This is a genomic window from Flagellimonas amoyensis (assembly GCF_003058265.1).
GTDB classification, from domain to species: Bacteria; Bacteroidota; Bacteroidia; order Flavobacteriales; family Flavobacteriaceae; genus Flagellimonas; species Flagellimonas amoyensis.
The window spans coordinates 197,578-215,691 of record NZ_QBUK01000008.1 but is presented as its reverse complement, the minus strand read 5'-3'; the positions used below and the strand labels follow the sequence as shown (position 1 = coordinate 215,691).

The 18,114-nt window shown below is 47.0% G+C and carries 15 protein-coding genes; 7 read left to right on the top strand and 8 right to left on the bottom strand.

Annotated elements, in window-relative coordinates:
- Positions 1-57: 57 nt before the first annotated feature.
- The 3 genes from pnuC (at position 58) to DB398_RS12745 (ending at position 3,502) form a co-directional block, all read left to right on the top strand.
- Complete coding sequence (gene pnuC / locus DB398_RS12755; RefSeq protein WP_199913395.1) at positions 58-657, top strand: nicotinamide riboside transporter PnuC; 600 nt, start codon at positions 58-60, stop codon at positions 655-657.
- Positions 644-1,657 carry an acyl-CoA dehydrogenase family protein gene (locus tag DB398_RS12750; protein WP_234416254.1) on the top strand — a complete coding sequence of 338 codons (1,014 nt, stop codon included), beginning with the start codon at positions 644-646 and terminating at the stop codon, positions 1,655-1,657. The genes pnuC and DB398_RS12750 overlap by 14 nt, the downstream gene beginning before the upstream one ends.
- Before the next feature lie 261 nt (positions 1,658-1,918).
- The gene (locus DB398_RS12745) at positions 1,919-3,502 is read left to right on the top strand and encodes an amidohydrolase family protein (protein WP_108424789.1); all 1,584 of its coding nucleotides are present in this window, start codon (positions 1,919-1,921) and stop codon (positions 3,500-3,502) included.
- A 119-nt stretch (positions 3,503-3,621) separates the two neighbouring features.
- On the opposite strand, the gene DB398_RS12740 is transcribed toward DB398_RS12745, so the two are convergent.
- The 5 genes from DB398_RS12740 to DB398_RS12720 all read right to left on the bottom strand — a co-directional run bounded on the left by DB398_RS12740 (position 3,622) and on the right by DB398_RS12720 (position 11,959).
- Entirely contained in the window at positions 3,622-4,914 is a 1,293-nt protein-coding gene (locus tag DB398_RS12740) for a M20/M25/M40 family metallo-hydrolase (protein ID WP_108424862.1), read from the bottom strand.
- 157 nt (positions 4,915-5,071) lie between these two features.
- Complete coding sequence (locus tag DB398_RS18685) at positions 5,072-7,018, bottom strand: OmpA family protein (RefSeq protein WP_108424788.1); 1,947 nt, start codon at positions 7,016-7,018, stop codon at positions 5,072-5,074.
- 32 nt (positions 7,019-7,050) lie between these two features.
- Entirely contained in the window at positions 7,051-7,980 is a 930-nt protein-coding gene (locus DB398_RS12730; protein ID WP_108424786.1) for a PorP/SprF family type IX secretion system membrane protein, read from the bottom strand.
- A gap of 33 nt (positions 7,981-8,013) precedes the next feature.
- The gene (locus DB398_RS12725) at positions 8,014-11,205 is read right to left on the bottom strand and encodes an Ig-like domain-containing protein (RefSeq protein WP_234416251.1); all 3,192 of its coding nucleotides are present in this window, start codon (positions 11,203-11,205) and stop codon (positions 8,014-8,016) included.
- 271 nt (positions 11,206-11,476) lie between these two features.
- Positions 11,477-11,959, bottom strand: coding sequence for a CAP domain-containing protein (locus tag DB398_RS12720; RefSeq protein ID WP_108424783.1), 483 nt, complete (start codon positions 11,957-11,959; stop codon positions 11,477-11,479).
- A gap of 261 nt (positions 11,960-12,220) precedes the next feature.
- Here DB398_RS12720 and DB398_RS12715 point away from each other — a divergent pair, with 261 nt between their 5' ends.
- Genes DB398_RS12715 through DB398_RS12700 form a run of 4 tightly spaced genes read left to right on the top strand, consistent with a single transcriptional unit; the run spans position 12,221 to position 15,147 of the window.
- Positions 12,221-12,742, top strand: coding sequence for a 5' nucleotidase, NT5C type (locus tag DB398_RS12715; RefSeq protein WP_108424781.1), 522 nt, complete (start codon positions 12,221-12,223; stop codon positions 12,740-12,742).
- Positions 12,743-12,766: 24 nt separating this feature from the next.
- On the top strand, positions 12,767-13,480 hold the full coding sequence (locus DB398_RS12710) for a carboxylesterase family protein (protein ID WP_199913394.1): 714 nt from the start codon (positions 12,767-12,769) through the stop codon (positions 13,478-13,480).
- Entirely contained in the window at positions 13,480-14,205 is a 726-nt protein-coding gene (locus tag DB398_RS12705) for a M15 family metallopeptidase (RefSeq protein ID WP_108424778.1), read from the top strand. Before DB398_RS12710 ends, DB398_RS12705 begins: the two co-directional genes overlap by 1 nt.
- A gap of 15 nt (positions 14,206-14,220) precedes the next feature.
- Positions 14,221-15,147: an alpha/beta hydrolase gene (locus tag DB398_RS12700; protein WP_108424776.1), complete on the top strand. Its 927-nt coding sequence runs from the start codon at positions 14,221-14,223 to the stop codon at positions 15,145-15,147.
- Here the strand turns inward: DB398_RS12700 and DB398_RS12695 are convergent.
- From DB398_RS12695 to DB398_RS12685, 3 genes are read right to left on the bottom strand one after another with little or no spacing between them, the layout of a single operon-like run.
- Positions 15,144-16,328 carry a THUMP-like domain-containing protein gene (locus tag DB398_RS12695; RefSeq protein WP_108424775.1) on the bottom strand — a complete coding sequence of 395 codons (1,185 nt, stop codon included), beginning with the start codon at positions 16,326-16,328 and terminating at the stop codon, positions 15,144-15,146. The two genes, DB398_RS12700 and DB398_RS12695, sit on opposite strands and share 4 nt — an antisense overlap.
- Positions 16,329-16,335: 7 nt before the next feature.
- Positions 16,336-17,436, bottom strand: a complete 1,101-nt coding sequence (locus tag DB398_RS12690) for an AI-2E family transporter (RefSeq protein ID WP_108424773.1) — start codon at positions 17,434-17,436, stop codon at positions 16,336-16,338.
- A 6-nt stretch (positions 17,437-17,442) separates the two neighbouring features.
- Positions 17,443-18,090: a DUF4159 domain-containing protein gene (locus tag DB398_RS12685; protein WP_108424772.1), complete on the bottom strand. Its 648-nt coding sequence runs from the start codon at positions 18,088-18,090 to the stop codon at positions 17,443-17,445.
- Positions 18,091-18,114 lie beyond the last annotated feature (24 nt).

Sequence of the window (18,114 nt, the reverse complement as noted above, 5' to 3'; positions counted from 1 at the left end):
CCAGAATTCCATTTTGGGTACCCCATGTATTTTTGTAACCACGGATACCCAATTGAAATGGAAATCTTTTTACAATTGACTTTTTTGCAATGGCTGGGCACGGCCTTTGGTGTGGTCCAAGTGCTTTTGGCCAGACAAAATAATGTCCACAATTATCTTTTTGGTATTGTCGCTATTTTGATCAGTATCTGGGTAATGTACCAGTCCCGTCTCTATGCCGATATTTTGCTCAATCTCTATTATCTGGTCATGAGTATCTATGGTTGGTTCTATTGGAAAATAGGCAAACAGCGAAAAGAGGCCCCAATATCATATGCAACAAAAAAAGAGCAGGGCATTGCGTTGGGGATTGTTCTCGGATGCTTTGTTTTGATGGCCTACTGGCTTTCGGGACATACGGACACCGATGTTCCTTATTGGGATGCTGTTGTCTGTGCATTTGCTTGGGCAGGTATGTGGTTGATGGCCAAACGGAAAATAGAGAACTGGATCTACCTGAACATCAGCAATCTGATATCCATACCCCTTTTGATCTACAAGGAACTCTATATCTATGCCGGACTTACTGCATTTCTATTCGCAGTCGCCGTTTCCGGATATATCAAATGGAAGAAAATACTGAAGCGCGAAGATGAAGGAAAATATGCAGAGGCTTAAGGAGCTTTGTTTTGGCAAAGAGGAGTTGCCACAGGAAGTACTGGACTGGATAGCCCAACAAAACCTTTGGAATCTTTGGGTGCCCAGAAGTTATGGTGGTTTGGAACTGTCACTGACCGAGGGGTTGGAAAAATTGAAGGAACTTGCCCGTATCGATGGAAGTCTTGGATGGACGGTGACCCTTTGTAGCGGGGCCAATTTCTTTATCGGAAACCTACAAAAAGAAGTGGCGGCAGAAATCTTCATGAACGCTGAAAAACCGATTTTTGGAGGAAGCGGGGGTGTGTTCGGAACTGCAGATCGGCAAGGCAATGGTTATGTCATTTCAGGGAAATGGAAATACGCTACTGGTGCCCGCTACCTGACCCATTTTACGCTCAATGCCAAAATACTGGAAGGGGGCAGGGAGGTGCTTACAGCGGATGGGATTCCCTTGGTGCGTTCTTTTGTCCTTAAACGGGACGATGTTGAAGTCTGTAGGGATTGGGATACCATGGGACTGAGGGCCACGACCACGGATTCTTTTACCGTGGAATCCAAATGGGTGGACAGCCGCTATACATTTTTGTATGATGAGTTGCATCAGCCACATCCAATTTTTAAAGTTCCCTTTTCGGCATTTGCAGACCTTACCCTATGGGTAAATTATATTGGGATGGCCCAGCATTTTATGGAAGAGGCACAAAACATAATAGGGCCTGGGCCAACCCTGAACAGACTCCTGTCCATCACGGCGAATGCAGAACAGTTGGCCAATGAACTTGCACAGCGTGTGGAAAAACTGGTCCATTCTGGGGAAAAAGTACCAGAAGAAATGGAGCTAGAAATCCATCAAGAAGCTTCAGAATCGGTGCGTTTGCTTTCAGGGGCAATGATTGGTACTCACCCTTTTTTGGGAATTAGGGCATCCAGTATGCAAAATCCTATGAACCAGATATTCAGGGATTATTTTACCGCTACGCAACATCATATTTTCAGTGCTGGGGGAAAGAGAAGCTGATCTCAACTTTACCAGTGGCACACTGCCCAAATCATGGGGCTATCTAACGAGTTCTTGGTTTTGTGAATCTTCAATAGTTTTTGGTGAAAATTAGGGTTTGCTCAAAAAAAGCAAACTTTTGTCACCCCTGACAAAGATTTTCACAACTTAAAATTGAGAACCTGATTTATTTGGATCGGAAAACAAGTTTGAGCAACGCCATTTTTGATCACTTGAGTCACGGGGACCAAAACTCAATTAACCAACCTTTAATTCTTTTTTATGAAACATTTTTTATTGACAACCTTCCTGATTGTGCCCATGTTGTTGGGTGCCCAAATGATGGGAGGACCTGACCGGAAGCCCGGTGAGGGGGAAGGACCTTTTGACAGGCTCATCATCCGTGGCGTAACCTTGATCGATGGGACCGGAGGACCACCAAGAGGACCAGTGGATATTGTAGTGGAGAAAAACAAGATAGTCGATGTGGTGGGCGTAGGAGCTCCCCATGTGCCTATTGATGAATCCAAACGGCCTAAACTGGGCACCGGAAATACCAAAGAAATTGACGCCTCGGGAAAATACTTGATGCCGGGTATCGTGGACCTTCACGTGCATACCGGTGGGGTGCCAAAAGCCCCCGAAGCAGAATACGTATATAAATTGTGGTTGGCCAATGGGGTCACCACCGTTAGGGGAGTCCCTTTTGGAGACTTGGAGTGGTCCCTCAAGGAACGTGAAAGGAGTGCCAAGAACGAGATCGTTGCCCCACGGATGGTTTCATTCCACCGTATCGGCAATGGAAAAGAGTGGCAAGGCCGCAAGATCCTGACCCCGGAAGTAGCCAGGGAATGGGTGCAATATGCCAAGAAAAAAGGTGTTGACGGATTGAAACTGGGTGCACATGAGCCATCCATCATGAAAGCGGTATTGGATGAAGCCAATTCTTTGGGAATGGGAAGTACTGCCCACTTGGCGCAAAGTGGTGTGGCACAGATGAACGCCATCGATGCCGCCCGACTTGGATTGACCAGTATGACACATTTCTATGGACTGTTCGAGTCCATGTACGAGAACCACGATGTACAACCTTTTCCCATAGACATCAATTATGGGGATGAACAGCACCGCTTCGGCCAAGTGGCCCGTCAATGGAACTTGGTGAAACCGGGTGGTGAAAAATGGAATGCCCTTTTGGACGAGTTCCTAAAATTGGATTTTTACATCAACCCGACCATGACCATTTATTCCGCAGGAAGGGATGTTATGCGTGCACGCAACGCCGACTGGCACGAAAAATATACGCTGCCCTCCCAAATGGATTTCTTCGAGCCAAGTCGTAAAAACCATGGTGCGTATTGGTTCGACTGGACCACTGAGGATGAAGTGGCCTGGAAAAAATACTATCAGGTATGGATGCAGTTCTTGAACGAGTACAAGAACATGGGCGGAAAAGTGACCGTAGGCTCCGACTCCGGTTTCATCTACCAATTGTACGGTTTTGGGACCATCTTGGAATTGGAGATGTTACAAGAAGCTGGTTTCCATCCCCTTGAAGTGGTGCGTGCCGCTACCATGCACGGAGCGGAGGAAGTTTTCAAGCCCCTTGGCAAGCCTATTGAGTTTGGGGTGGTACGTCCAGGTCTGTTGGCCGATATGATCCTTGTGGACGAAAACCCACTTCAAAACTTTAAGGTGCTCTACGGTACTGGAGCCATAAGACTGAACGATGAAACCGGAAAACCTGAAAGGGTAGGAGGAATCGAATATACCATCAAGGACGGTATCATTTATGATGCCAAGCAATTGTTGAAAGACGTGGAAGCCATGGTAGACAAACAAAAGAAAGAGAGAGCCGGTAAATAAACCGATCAAGCCCCTCTGAAGATCACTATTTCTAAGTTGGTGGCATCATGCAAATGGTGCCGCAAAACAAAACCCCCTTTGTTGGCTAAAGGGGGTTTGTTCTTTGATGGGGTAACCATTTATTTTCCCAACCCAGCTTGGGCCAAGGTGATCAGAAGTGCCAATTGGATGGATTCGTCACCGGGTTCGTCATTGAGATACCATTCGTGCAGCGAGTGTGCCCCACCTCCTTTGCCGCCACGACCAATGCACACGGAAGGAATTCCTTTGGAAATGGGGATGTTGATGTTTGTGGAGCCGCGTCCCAGACTTGGCGTTGCTCCGAAATACTGTGATGCGGCCATACTCCGTTGGATAAGGGGCAGGGAAGGGGAAAGCTCCCCGGAGGGCCTATCACCAATCTTGGTGAGTTCGTAGGTCACTTCATCCCGCACACCACTATGATTGTACTCCGCAATGGCCTTTTCCACCGATGTTTTGAAAATGGCCTCGATCTCGTCCAAGTTCATTGGGTCCACGGCCCGCATGTCCACTTCCATCCACGATTCAAAGGGAATGGAGTTCACCGAGGTTCCCCCACCGATGCGGCCCACATTGAAACTGGTCCTAGGAATGTCCCCTGAGGTATATGCCCAAGCGTCCTCGGAAAAAACAGCAATAACTTTTCCCAAGGCATGGTGGGGATTGGCAAGCCCGAAAGCACCCCAAGAATGACCACCAGGTCCATTTACGGTCAGTTTATACCGTTTGGAGCCCAACCCGGCATTGCTTATCCGCCCGATGCTGCCCCCGTCTATGGCAATCCAAGAATCGATGTCCAGCCCCGATTCGTTGAAGATGTATTTCATTCCCCTGAGGTCGCCCAGACCTTCTTCGCCGACTGTTCCCACGATAAGAATGTCTTTTTCGGTCTTGATTTCTGCCTTGTTCATGGCTTTCAGCATGCTGATGAGCATGGCCAGTCCACGGGTGTCGTCCCCAATGCCGGGAGCCTTCAAGGTGTCCCCGACCTTCGTTACGGTGACGTCGGTGCCTTCAGGAAACACCACGTCCAAATGGGCATCGACACCCACATAGCCCGGTTCCCGCGAAGTTCCCTTTCGTAGGCCGATCACATTGCCGACTTTGTCGGTCCAAATACTGTCCACGCCGGCTTCCTGGAGCATTTGGGAGAAAACCTTTCCACGTTCGTCTTCCATAAAAGGTGCGGCCAGCACTTCGGTGAGCGTGATTAGGTCCTCAGTGGTGCTGTCCTTTTGCTGCCGAATGAAATCGAAAGCGGTCTTTACCTTTTTGGACTTGGCCAAACGCTCCACTTCCTTGGTGTATTTGGTTTCGATTTTTTCTTGGGCCATTGTCGAAAAGGATAGGAGCCCGAAGGTCATCAGCAGACCCAGTGTGATTGGTTTCATGATCGTGTTCTTGTGTTTTAGGTTCAGTTTGGCTTGATGGATTGGCCAATTTGAAGCACAAAAGCGCAAATACATGCGCTTTTGTGTCCGTTATCCCTGTGAAGGTAACGGTTATTTTCCTAAACTAAAACTAAACTAAGGCTTTACCTTTCCATACTTATCGTTGCACATTTTCCAAGGTTTCCCCTTTTTCCACGATCACAAAATCGGAACGTCTGTTCACCAAATGTTCCTGTTCGCTACACTTTACCCCATTGGAACATTTGTTCTTCAACCGGTATTCCCCATACCCGTTCGCACTCACGATACGATCATGGTCTATCCCTTTGGAGATGAGGTACCACATGGTGGATTTTGCCCTGTCGTCCGATAATTTGAAGTTGTATTGGTCCGAGCCCCTGGAATCGGTGTGTGACTCAATCTTTATTTTGATACTGGGGAATTCCTTCATGGCAAACAGGACTTTTTCCAGCTCGATTTCGGCCCTAGGGGTGATCTCCGATTTGTCATATTCAAAGTAAATGGGATCGACCTTGATTTTTTCCACATCGCCCTCTTTCACCACTAAACTTTCGAACGGGGTGAGGTAGACCATGTTTTCCTCGGACGGACTTTGGGGATCTTCACCGGTATTGATCAAGATTTCTTTCTTGGTGAACCTGGGTTTGGAAAACACCAGTTTGCTTTCCTTGTTGCAGGGCAATATTACACTGAAGGCCCCATTGTCATCCGTTTTCATGCCGGTGACAAATCCGGTGGTAGTGTCATAGAGTTCCACATTGGCCAAGGGTAGGGGTTCTCCAGTTTTTTCATTCAGCACATAGCCCGAATAGACCAAGCAATTAACGGGTTTGGCTTTTGTAATGCGATAGATGTCATCGTCCCCAACACCACCAAAACGATTGGAGGCATAGTACCCATTTCCGGTTTCGCCACGAAGGATCATTGAAAAGTCATCCATATTGCTATTGATGGGCGGGCCAATGTTCTTGGGCAGGGTATAACTGTCCTTTGATTGTATGGTAGTGGAAAAAATATCCAATCCGCCAAGGCCATAATGTCCATCGGAAGAGAAGTAAAGGGTGTTCCCATCCACATAGGGGAACATCTCCCTCCCTTTGGTATTCACATTGGGACCCAAGTTCTTGGGAGGGGTCAGTGCATCCCCGTCCACACCGAGTTCCACGACATACAGATCGCTTTCCCCATAACCGCCGGGCATATTGGAGGTGAAGTAGAGGTATTTCCCGTCTGCGCTGAGGGTTGGGTGTCCGCAGGAATAATCTTTACTGTTGAAGGAGAGCGAGCTCACGTTCACCAATTCATTGTTCAGGATGCTCCCTTTGAGGATCTGCATGTTGGACAGCCCTTCGCTATTGGCGTTCAGTTTATCCTTTTTCAGATAGTTTCGGGTAAAATAGATGGTCTGAGCACCCGGAACGACGGCCACGTTGGCATCGTGGTAGGAAGATGCTAGGTTGTCCAAAAACTTTTCAGGCACAAATCGGGACACATTGGGATTGGTGACATAGAGGTCCAGATAGGGCTGGTTGTTCCATGGATAGAGTTTTCCGCTGGATTTTAAAGTGTCCCTCGCCGAGGCAAAGACCAATAGATCTTCATAAAACGATGGTGCAAAATCCGATTTTTTGCTGTTGAAGGCCAGGTTCTGGACCTCAAAAGCAGGATCTTTCATCAAAAGGCTGTCCAAATATGTTTTTTGGGCCATCATCATGTCCAGCCTTTTTTGGTCGGAATAGAAATCGCGGAGGAGTTTGTCCGCTTCCTCGGCCTGCATGCTGGCCTTTAGGCATTGCACCAGTTTGATGATGTTGCCCTCCCCTGTGTTTTTTCCTTCGGTGGCATAGAGCCTGGCGTACCATTCCTTGGCCTTTTGGTACTCGCTCATGTTGAAATAGCTGTCTGCCAAGCGTTGGACCACATGGAGGGAAGGTTTTGATTTTTCTGACGCCAGATCCTTGTAGAGGACAATGGCCTTGTCAAACTTAAATTCATTGAAAAGTTCGTCGGCCCTTTCAAGCTTGCTCTGTGCCATTGCACTGATACAGGAACAGAACGCTATAAGAAGTATCGCTTTTTTCATGGGTATTGATTTTTTTGACGTTCAGCGGTCCTTTAGAAGAACCTTGGGGACAATGCCCTTTTGCTTATATCGAATACATTGTATTTGAGGATGATCTCATGGGAACCATCGTTATAGTTGTCCAGACCTGCCAAGGAATAGTCATAGGCATAGCCCACAAAAAACCTCTTGGCAAAATGGAGACCGGCCAACAGGCTCACGGCATCGTCATATCTATAGGCCACACCAAGGCTTACCTTTTCCTGCAAAAGGAAGTTTGCGGAAACGTCCAATGTAAGGGGACTGCCTGAAACATGCTTGGTGAGCATGGCCGGCTTGAACTTGACACTGCTGGAAAGGTCCATCACATAGCCTGCCATGAAGTAATACTGGCTTTTCCTGTCCGTTACTGCCCTGTCATCATCACTGTAGATTTCCGAATTCAGGAAATTGTCCGTGGAAAGGCCGAGGTACCAACGATCACTATAGAAGTAGGCACCCACCCCGAACATGGGCCTGGTCTCATTCAGGTTTTCACTGAAAACAGGATCCAAATCGTCCGCGAAGACCCCTTTGGACCAATCTATATTGAGGATGTCCAATCCTGCATTCAACCCTAGCGACAGCCGGGTCTTTTGGCCCGTTGGAAGTTCGTAGGCAAAATGTCCGTTCACTTTCACGTTGTTGGAGGCACCAATGTTGTCGTTCACTGCGGTCAGCCCAAGCCCGATCCTTTTGCCGGTCCGGCCCTGAATGGTGAACGATTGGGTCTCGGGTGCCCCATCGAGGCCCACCCATTGTGTGCGGTAGAGGACATTGGCCTCAAAATTGGCGCTGGTCCCTGTGTAACCAGAGTTTAGGACCGTTGTGTTGTACATGTATTGTGTGTACTGCGGGGCTTGCTGTCCTTTGACCCCGGTCCATTGCAGCGCCAACGTGAGGCATAATATGACTCCTATTCTGTTTTTTATGATCTGTATCATAGCTAAATGGTATTGTTTGATTTTGAAAGTGCGTTATCGGGCCAGTTGTAACCAACCTACGAGGTTCCTGTTCAGTTCTGGGATATTGATGACGTAGTAATAGGTGCCGGAGGGCAGGTGTTCACCTTTGTTTAGGACACCGTTCACGTTGGCTATCCCATCCCAGTTATTTTGGTAATCCGAGGCCTCAAAGACCTTGTTCCCGTTCCTGTTGAACACTTGTATGCTGTTGGCATAGTCCTGAATGCACTCTATTTCAAAAAAGTCGTTGAAACCATCATTGTTCGGGGAGAACTCGTTGTAGACCCTGAGGCAGAATTCCTCTCCCAAAACGCACTCCACAACGGCGACATCCAGTTGGAAAGTGTCAACGGGGTTGCAATTGGCAGGATCGTCATACCCCACGGTGATGGATGTACCTTGAAGACTGTCCCAAGTAACGGTCACAAAATCGTCCGTAGCCGTTCCTCCAGCCACTATGCTTCCTCCGGTAACAGTCCAAGCGTATTGCTGTTTGTCCGTGTCGGTGGTATAGGTGTATTCTTCCCCATTACGGCACGCCTCTTCGGTCTGTCCGGTCAGCGTGATGGGGCCACCATCATCAACCGTTACCGCAATCTGCAATCGGATGGTGCTTTCACATCCACTGGTTTCCCTTATGGCCGCGTAGTAATTGCTAGCATTCACCAAAGGTGAGGAGGCATCCAGTTCTTGACCTCCGGATGGACTGTCGTAGAAAACGATGTTTGCTTCGTTCACCTGGATATCGGCAATGGTAGGAGCGGCATCGGCACAGAAGGCTTGGGTGGAAGATAGGGTGGTGGGTGTTTCTCCCTCCACGACCACAGCTATTTGTAATCTATTGGTACTTTCACAACCATCGGAATCCCTGATGGCTCCATAATAGTTGGTTCCGTTGATCAAAGCCGTGGATGGTGCCAGTTCCTGACCTCCGGATGGACTGTCATAAAAGACCACATTGGGTTCGTTCACCTGCAGGTCACCCACAGTGGGGTCATCACTAGCGCAGAACGTCTGCGTACTGGATGTGGTGGTAGGTGTTGGTGGGTTGATGATGTTCACCGTAATGCCCACTCTGGTCAATACGGATATGGGTACACCTAAAATTCCTGCAAAATAGACCTCTCCGTCCACCAAGGGAGTGTCAAGGTCCAGTTCCACAAGGGTATCCAAGCTATCAAATAGTGAAATATTGGCACCCACTTCCAAATCGAGCAAGGTAGGGTTGTCCGAGGCACAGAATATCTGGAGCAGGTCGTCCACAATCAACACGGGAATGTCAATATCGATGTCCCCGGTCAGTGTACAGAGCCCTCCATTGATGAATACTTCAACGGCCGCATCAGGATCTAGGGCCAGATCTGATCCATCGACATCTATCTCAAAATCCAAATTGGCATCAAGCACACCGACATACGTTTGTCCATTGATGGTCAGGGTTATGTCGTCCCCAACATTTGCATCCCCGGTAACGTTGCCCGAAACCGCATAGGTGGGTGTTCCCAAAAAGAAGTCGATCAAGTTGTCCAAAGTAATGATGGGCGCAGAAATTATGGAGACGCTGGCACCGGAATCCACGATTTCGACATTGGCCACCTGAAGGTCTCCCGGGGCATTTTCACATCCCGCCGTAGCTTCAGTGACCCTCACATAATAGGAATATGGGCTGCCTGCTTGGTTTAATCCAGTAATGGTGAGCGTTCCGTCATCTGGGTCAATATTATAAGTCACTGATCCCACGACCTGACCATCTGTGATCTGATTTGTGGCGTTGGCATCAAAATACCAACTGTAGGTGCCATCGACATCACTCGAGGGGATCAATGCCACATCATTGGAGGAACAAATGGGGTTTTCATCACCAATGATGGTTATGTCACTGGCCGTTGGGATGTCAACCACGCTCACCGTTACAGGAACTCTGGGGGATTCTTCTGGGCAACCCACTTCTACCGCTGCTACATAATAGGTCGTATCCGTGTTCAAGACAGGAGTTGTATAGGCTTCACCAGAGTTTAGTGTGGCCAATAGGTTTCCACCTGTTTCAGCATCGTACCATCGGAGTTGATTGCCCACGGAAGTTGTGGCCGTCAGGTCAACCGATGAGCCATCACAAATGCTTACATCTTGTGAATCCGGGTCCAATTCCGGCATGGCAGGTGCACGGTATATTTCAAATAGGTTCAGGTTTTGGTCCAGCGAAATGTTCAGCAGTGAGGTCAAACGAATGGTTACCCTATCGGCTGGCCCTCCAGGATCCAAAGGAATGGTCACGGCCTGCCCGCCTTCCAAAAGACCCAATAGATCAAGGGCCAAAAGACTGGAGATGGAACCTGAAAACAGCGGCGACTGTGCACCGTTCTGGACAATCGCCTGTATGTTGTTGAGAAGCCCGACCTGTACCAGTTCGGGGTCGACCCCCAATCGGATATAAAAGTTTTCCCCGGCTTCGGAAAGTGTGTCAAAATAGACGGTCTGTTCAATACTGGCGGCCACTCCTAGGATACCCAACCCCAATTCGGAAGAGGTGCCCAAGTCCCCATCTATGGCCAGATGGGGATCGGTTACCCCTGCCCCAAGATTCAAAAGATCCAGCGTTAACCCACTTCCATCAAATGAGGTATAAGTGGGTGTTCCACACAAAGCGAGATCTGGCCCGTGGTAGGCCCCAAAAACACTTAATTCCCTGGTGTTGTTCAAACCGATCAATGAACCGATACGGTTGGTGAGCCTTACCCGGTTATAATCTGAGTTGGGGGCCATGGCCAAAAAGTAATCATTGTCCACGTTGGTCACTACCCGTAGCATGTCCGAGCTAAAGGGACTGACATCACCTGAAGATTCTTCCATTACCGTAGCTGCATTGTTCTTGACGGCGACCGTGAATTCTTGGTTTCCAATGAGCAATACACCTACAATATCAGATAATAACCCTCCGAGGCTTCCCCCCAATAAAAGAGGGAGCAGGTCATCTTCGGTTTCCAACTTTACATAAGATGTTGTGTTTGTTGGAAGTGTGGATGGAAATTCCATTTCCAAATGCCCGGCATAGGCTCCGAGCCCTAATGCAACACCAGAGTTGGCTCTTACTGTTGCAGATGTGGACAGATTACCATCAATAGCATTGGCAGCATTGTCCACTTCATCTTCACTTATAATAGTTGTGGCAAAGGTTTGTCCATTAATAGAATATATAGACAACACAAGAAAAATAAGGAATAATGATCTTTTTGAATAAAGTAATGATTGATCCATAACTAAAGTCATAATTTTTTATATATAACTCAGTTATTTTTCAATTATTTTATTTTGTAGTCTATTTCTTTATAAAATGAAGGAATAAAGAATTAATAAATGATATGTTTTTGATTAATGAATGCCTAATAAATACTTTGTTCTGTATTTAATATATTGTTTATGAGTAGTTTGAAATTTACATTAAATTTTTATTGTAAATTTATTTGTAAGAAAAAGATTATTTATAGAAAAGTTGGGTGAAATATAAGGTCCCTGATCCATCGGCTTTTACACTTACGGCTGTGTATAGAAAATCTCCCTCCATGACTTTTCGATGCGTGTCACTTTTGATCCATGCTTGGACAATGGCTGCAGCAGAGGTATAACTCTTTCCTACGTTTTCCGAGACATAGTTGGCACGGGCCTCTTGCGCCAAGTTGGAAGATCTGATATTGAAATTGTCATGGCTGATGTGGCCTGCGGAAATCATTTCTTCCGTATGCTGTTCCGCATAATCATAGGCAATATCATCAAACTCCAATGTATTCAATCCTTTGGATGATCTATATGCATTGACCAGGTCTAGGATTTCCAGTTCAATGTTTGATGATAGATTTTCAGGTGAAAGTACCAGTTCGTCCTCCAATGAAGAGGTGCTACAAGAAGTTAGAAATAATACAAAAGACAGTAGAATAATGGGGGAAATTTTAAGCGTTTTCAAGTATTGTTATTTTAAATTCGGGTGCAAAAGTACCCTGACATTTCCCTTTAAAAAAAGTCCTCTTTATACTTTATATGAAGTGGTCATTATCGTCGATGAACAGCTTAATTTTATACTCTTATTCCTCTTTCGAATTGTAAAAAAAACAATCATCGGAAATAGCCGTCATATTATCGCAATACTATGTAGGCGGAGGATTACGAAAACGGATTTTTTTGAATAACTCGCAAGTTTTGACGTACTTCACCAAAAAACAACAGCATGACCATTTTTGTGGATATGGACGAGGTGATCGCCGATGCATTTGGGGCACACCTCGACCTGTACAATGAAGAATTCAGAGCCCAACTCAAAAGGGAAGATTGTTATGGTAGGGAAGCGTGGCAATGTGTGCCCGAGGAGCACCAACAATCCATAAAAGACCATACTTGGAGGGATGGCTTTTTCAAAAACCTGCTGGTGATTCCAGATAGCCAGGAAGTGCTCTTCGAACTGAGCAAAAAACATGAAGTCTATATCGCTTCGGCTGCTATGGAATTTCCACAGTCCTTACGGGAAAAATCGGATTGGTTGGACGAGTTTTTTCCATTCATTCCTTGGCAGAACCGGATTTTGTGCGGCAACAAGCACGTCTTGAAGGGGGATGTCCTGATCGATGACAGAAGCAAGAACCTAGGGCCGTTTGAGGGCAGATCCATCATGTTCACTTCACCACACAACACCAATGTCACCCTCTTTGAGCGGGCCGACACTTGGAAGGACATAGCCGACAAACTTTTGTAACTTGTAGGCTTCAAAATTAAATTGATGCTGACGCGGATATCGTTCTTGGCCATTGTTTTATTGCTTCAGGCTTGTGCTGCCCAATCCCAATTGGTGCACGACGAACTGGAAACGGTGACCAGGGAAAACCTTAAATATTACCTGTATTACCCTGAGGGATATGCTTCGGAAGGGGACAAGGAATTCGGAATCCTGCTCTTTTTGCACGGTGGTGGGGAATCTGGAGGGGAATTGGGGTGGATAAAGCGAAATGGTCCCCCGAGGCTTTTGGCAGAGGGCAAACAATTTCCTTTTTTGATCTTGGCCCCACAAAATCCACACGAAAAAAAATGGTGGAACGCCCAAGCGGTGATGCAATTGCTGGACTCTGTCGTCAACACCAGTAATGTGGACCCCAAGCGCATCTATCTCACGGGTCTCAGTAGGGGAGGAAGTGGTGCTTGGGAACTGGCCACGCAATACCCCGATAGGTTTGCGGCCATGGCCGTGGTCTGTGGCATGGCACCTTTGCCCTACGCCCATTGGATAGATAAGAAAATGCCCATATGGGTCTTTCATGGGGACAAGGATGATGTCATTTCGGTGGATGAATCGGACCAAATGGTGAATAAATTGAAGGAAATGGGATATGATGTCCGCTATACCCGATATAAAGGTGTGGGCCATAATGCATGGGACAGAGCCTATACCACCGATTCCCTATATACTTGGTTTGCGAAACAAAAACGTTTAGATTGATGACGAAATATGTGATACCCTTTTTGGGGCTTGTAGCCCTTTTGGCCTGTCGTGGGAAACAAGAAGAAGAGAAAAGCATTGAAAAGGAAATCGTTGAAGTAAAAAAGGAGACTGCCTTGCCGGTCATGGACACAATTTCCCAAGAACCCAAACTGAAAACCTTTGAGGGACTGGCCGACACCACTTTTGTTCGTTTGGCTGATTTCAGTGACGATTTTGCCTATGACCTGCGCTATGCCACCGAAAACAATTTTTTAAAGGCCAAGGTCTATGACTGTGCCGAGTGCTATACCCGGGTCAAAACGGCCAAAGCGCTCATTGCCGCCAATAAGGATTTTTTGAAAAAGGGAGTGAAGATCAAATTCTACGATTGTTATAGACCCAATTCCGTGCAGTACAAGATGTGGGAAATTGTGCCCAATCCGCAATATGTGGCCAATCCCGTTAAAGGGTCCATTCATAACAAAGGTGGTGCGGTGGACATCACTTTGGTGGATATGGATGGGAACGAACTGGACATGGGAACCGATTTTGATTTTTTCGGAAAAAGGGCCTACCACGACAATACCGATCTGCCGAAAGAAATACTGGCCAACAGAACATTGTTGAAGGAAATTATGGAATCACACGGGTTTTGGTCCATCCGGACCGAATGGTGGCACTATAACCTATCTGCCGCCTCCAACGACAAGGTGGCCAATTTTAAATGGGAATGCAATGATTGATCTAAATTCAGAAAGATGAAGATATACAGAAAAGCAACGCTGTTATTTGCAATAATGTCCCTAGGAATGTCAGCACAGGATACCATAATGCCTTTGTGGCCCAAAATGGTCCCCAATCAGATGGAGTCGAATGAGAAGGAAGTGGTCGACAGGAGGGAGGATGGGATAACTTGGGTGACCAATGTCCAAAAACCTACATTGGAAGTCTATTTGCCTTCCCGAAAGAATGCCACAGGGCAGGCTGTGCTTATCTTTCCCGGAGGAGGTTACGGCGGTCTTGCCTACGATTGGGAGGGAACGGATATCGCGAAGGCCCTTACATTGAAAGGAGTGGCCGGTATCGTGGTCAAATATCGTTTGCCTTGGTCCAAATCGATCACAGAGGGTAAAAATGTTGTCCCCTTGCAGGATGCCCAGCGAGCGATTCGGTTGGTACGGTCAAAAGCGGCGGCATGGGGCATCGCCCCGGAAAAAATTGGGATTATGGGGTTTTCGGCCGGAGGACATTTGGCCTCTTCGTTGGGGACCCATTATAGGGATAAGGTATATGAGCGACAAGATGAGGCCGATGATCTGTCCGCAAGACCTGATTTTATGGCATTGATCTACCCGGTCATCACACTGGGGCATCCAAGTACCCATACAGGGTCCAGAGCTTCGCTATTGGGCGAGAATCCTACGCAGGAGGAAGTGGACTACCTCTCCAATGAAAAGCATGTTGATGGGGAAACCCCGCCAACATTTCTGTTGCATGCCATGGATGACAAAGCTGTTCCTGTGGAGAATTCCATCTTGTTCCTTGGGGCGCTGAGGGAGCATCAGGTCCCTGCCACCATGCACGTATACCCAACAGGAGGGCATGGTTTCTCTTTGGCTTTGAACGACGAACGATTGAAGAACTGGATGGGCCTACTTTACGATTGGCTTGCCACCTTGGATTAAGCCTCGGTTTTTGAGCATTGCAACACCAATAGTGATTCATCCAGGTTCTTGGTGAAAAAGAGGTAGGTTTCACCACCGTCCTTGATGTTGTGTTTTTTTCGGATATCGGCCACGGACAATGGAAAGTTGCGAGTGGTGATGTTGGCCTTTGCCATGCCAAGGGCTTTCATTGAGCCTTTGGAGTAAGGAAGGACCTTTTCGATAACAAAAGACCTTCCGGGGAAATCCATAAGACCGGAAGAAGAATATAAGTGCGAGTGGGGGTGCAGTTTATGTAGTTGGTAGGCAGCACCAATGGATTTGAACCCCCCGGATTTCAAGATAGCGGCATTTGGTTCATATAAGTAGGTATGGGGACCACCCAAAGCAACAATACTGTGCTGTTCTTCTTCCAGCACGAAATCGAACTTGTCCTCCTTGCCGTTGATGATGTTCACCGTCCGGACAGTACTGTTTCCCACAAAATTCTTTTCAAGCACGAACAGAAGCTCCTTGACCTCGTTGTTCAGGGCGACAACATGCACTTCTTTTACATGGTCCAGTTCACTGATGCCATGTTTGATGTCGAGCAATGGAGAAGTTTTCAGTAACACATTTTGGGTCTTTTGAAAAACCAGGTCCATGTTTTCCGGCAAATTGGGCAGGCAGTCCGCAAGCAAAAAGACCTTTCCTTTCGTGTCGTTCCGTCTTGAGGGATCGAGGTAGATCCAATCGAATTTTTGCGTGGTGGTCTTCAGAAAATCCATTCCATCCCCAACCAGGCAAGTGATGTTTTCCTTGCCCAATATGTTGAAATTATGGGTGGCAATTTCACTCAGCTCCGGGTTGATTTCACAGTGCGTTACAGCGTCCATTCTTTCCGAAAAAAAATAGCAGTCCACCCCAAATCCACCAGTAAGGTCGGCTAAGGATTTACCGCTTACCATTTGGGCTTTGTACCGTGCCGTAGCCTCGGAGCTGGTCTGTTCAATATGGAGCTTGTTGGGGTAGTAGATGTTGGCTGAATGGAACCAAGTAGGGAGCTTGTCCCGACTCTTTTTTTTGGCTTCGAGCTGCGTTACCAATTCTTTTTGGGACACTCCTTCAAATGGTGGTTTTTGCAGCAAAACTGACATCGTGTCAGTATATAAATTTTCTGATATAAAGGATTGTGGACCAGTATGTAATAGTGATTTATTCAAACTGATACTATAAACCTTTGGTCAATTTTTTCACAAAGGTATTTTCGGCCAAAAATTCCTTCAAAATCACCTTGATGGCGGTATATCCGGGCACTGCAACGACCATGCCTACGACCCCGAAAAGTAATCCTGCGATGATGATGATCAGGAAGATTTCGAGCGGGTGCGATTTCACGCTGGTGGAAAAAATGAAGGGCTGCGAAAAGAAATTATCCACCAATTGACCCACCGCCAAACCAATCAAAACATAGAGCGTTTTGGGTAATATGACAGCACTGAAATCCTCGCCCAAAAAACTGGTCATGGTGAGGGTGACCATGATGGCCCCGCCAATGAGCGGACCAACGTAAGGGATGATGTTGAACAAGGCACAAAGGAACGCAATCACGATGGCGTTTTCAACCCCCACGATCAACAATGCAATGGTGTAGATGACAAAAAGGATGAAAAGCTGCAACAGGATCCCGGCAAAGTATCGGGAGAGCAAACCATTGATCTTGTCTATGGTTTTTACCAAGTTACTTTCCTTGTCATCGGGTACAAAGGTCAACATGCCGTTTTGGAACAATTTGCTGTCCTTCAGAAAAAAGAAGGAAATAAAGAGCACAGAAAATAGACCCACACTAAAATTGCTTAGGGTGTTGATAAAGGAATTGATAAAGTTGGGGATGAACTTCAGGTCCAGGCCCTTGAGCACATTTTCCTCAATTTTGGCCTCCTCGATCAGGTCATCCACATTCCTGGTGGAAGCACCAAAGTAATCCAAGATTTGATAGTACAGGCTATTGATGTCCGTTTTGAGGGTATCTATGTCCAAGAGGGAGAGGTTTTTGCTCTGCTCTGAGATCAAAGGGATGAAAAGGGCCAAGATGCCCAGAAAAATGGAGAGCATGAAGATCATGGCCGCTACTACGGCAAGCGTGTTGGGAAATTTTAGTTTTCTACGTAAAAAAAGAACGATGGGCCTTCCCAGTAAGGCAATGACCGCTGCTATGGCCAAATAGGCCAATACGGAGCGGATCTTATAGATGAAAATGGCCATAAGGGCCACTCCGACCATGATGGCCACTGCACGCAATATTCCGTTGGCAATTGTCTTTGAGTTCATGAAAAATCAGCTTTTAAAGGCATATTCAACTATGTTGGCACCCATTTGGAGCGCTTTTGACCGGACTTCTTCGGGGTCGTTGTGCACAGCAGGGTCTTCCCATCCATCGCCAAGATCACATTCGAAGGTGTATAGCAATACCAACCTGCCTTGGTCAAAAATACCAAACGCCTGGGGTCTTTTTCCATCATGCTCATGGATTTTTGGGAGTCCTTGGGGGAATTTGAACTTTTGGTCAAAAATGGGATGGTCCGCACCCAGTTCCTCCAATTGTTTGTCCGGGAAAAGTTTTAAGAGCTCCCTTTTTAGGTAAGGCTCCATGCCATAGTTGTCATCGATGTGCAAAAAACCGCCGGAAAGGAGGTAGGTCTTCAAATTCTGGACCTCGTCATCCGTAAAAAATACATTGCCATGCCCCGTCATGTGCAGAAAGGGGTATTTGAACAAGGTGACACTGCCGGCCTCTGCGGTCTCGGGTTGCGGATCTATCTTGGTGCCAAGATTGGCGTTGCAAAACTGTATCAGATTGGGAAGTGCCGTAGGGTTGGAATACCAATCGCCTCCGCCGCCATATTTCAACACGGCAATCTGCTGGGCGTCGGAAGAGGCCATGACAAAAATGAAAGCAATGGTCAGCAGGAATGTCCTTTTCATGGTGAAATGTACCGATTGACTCAA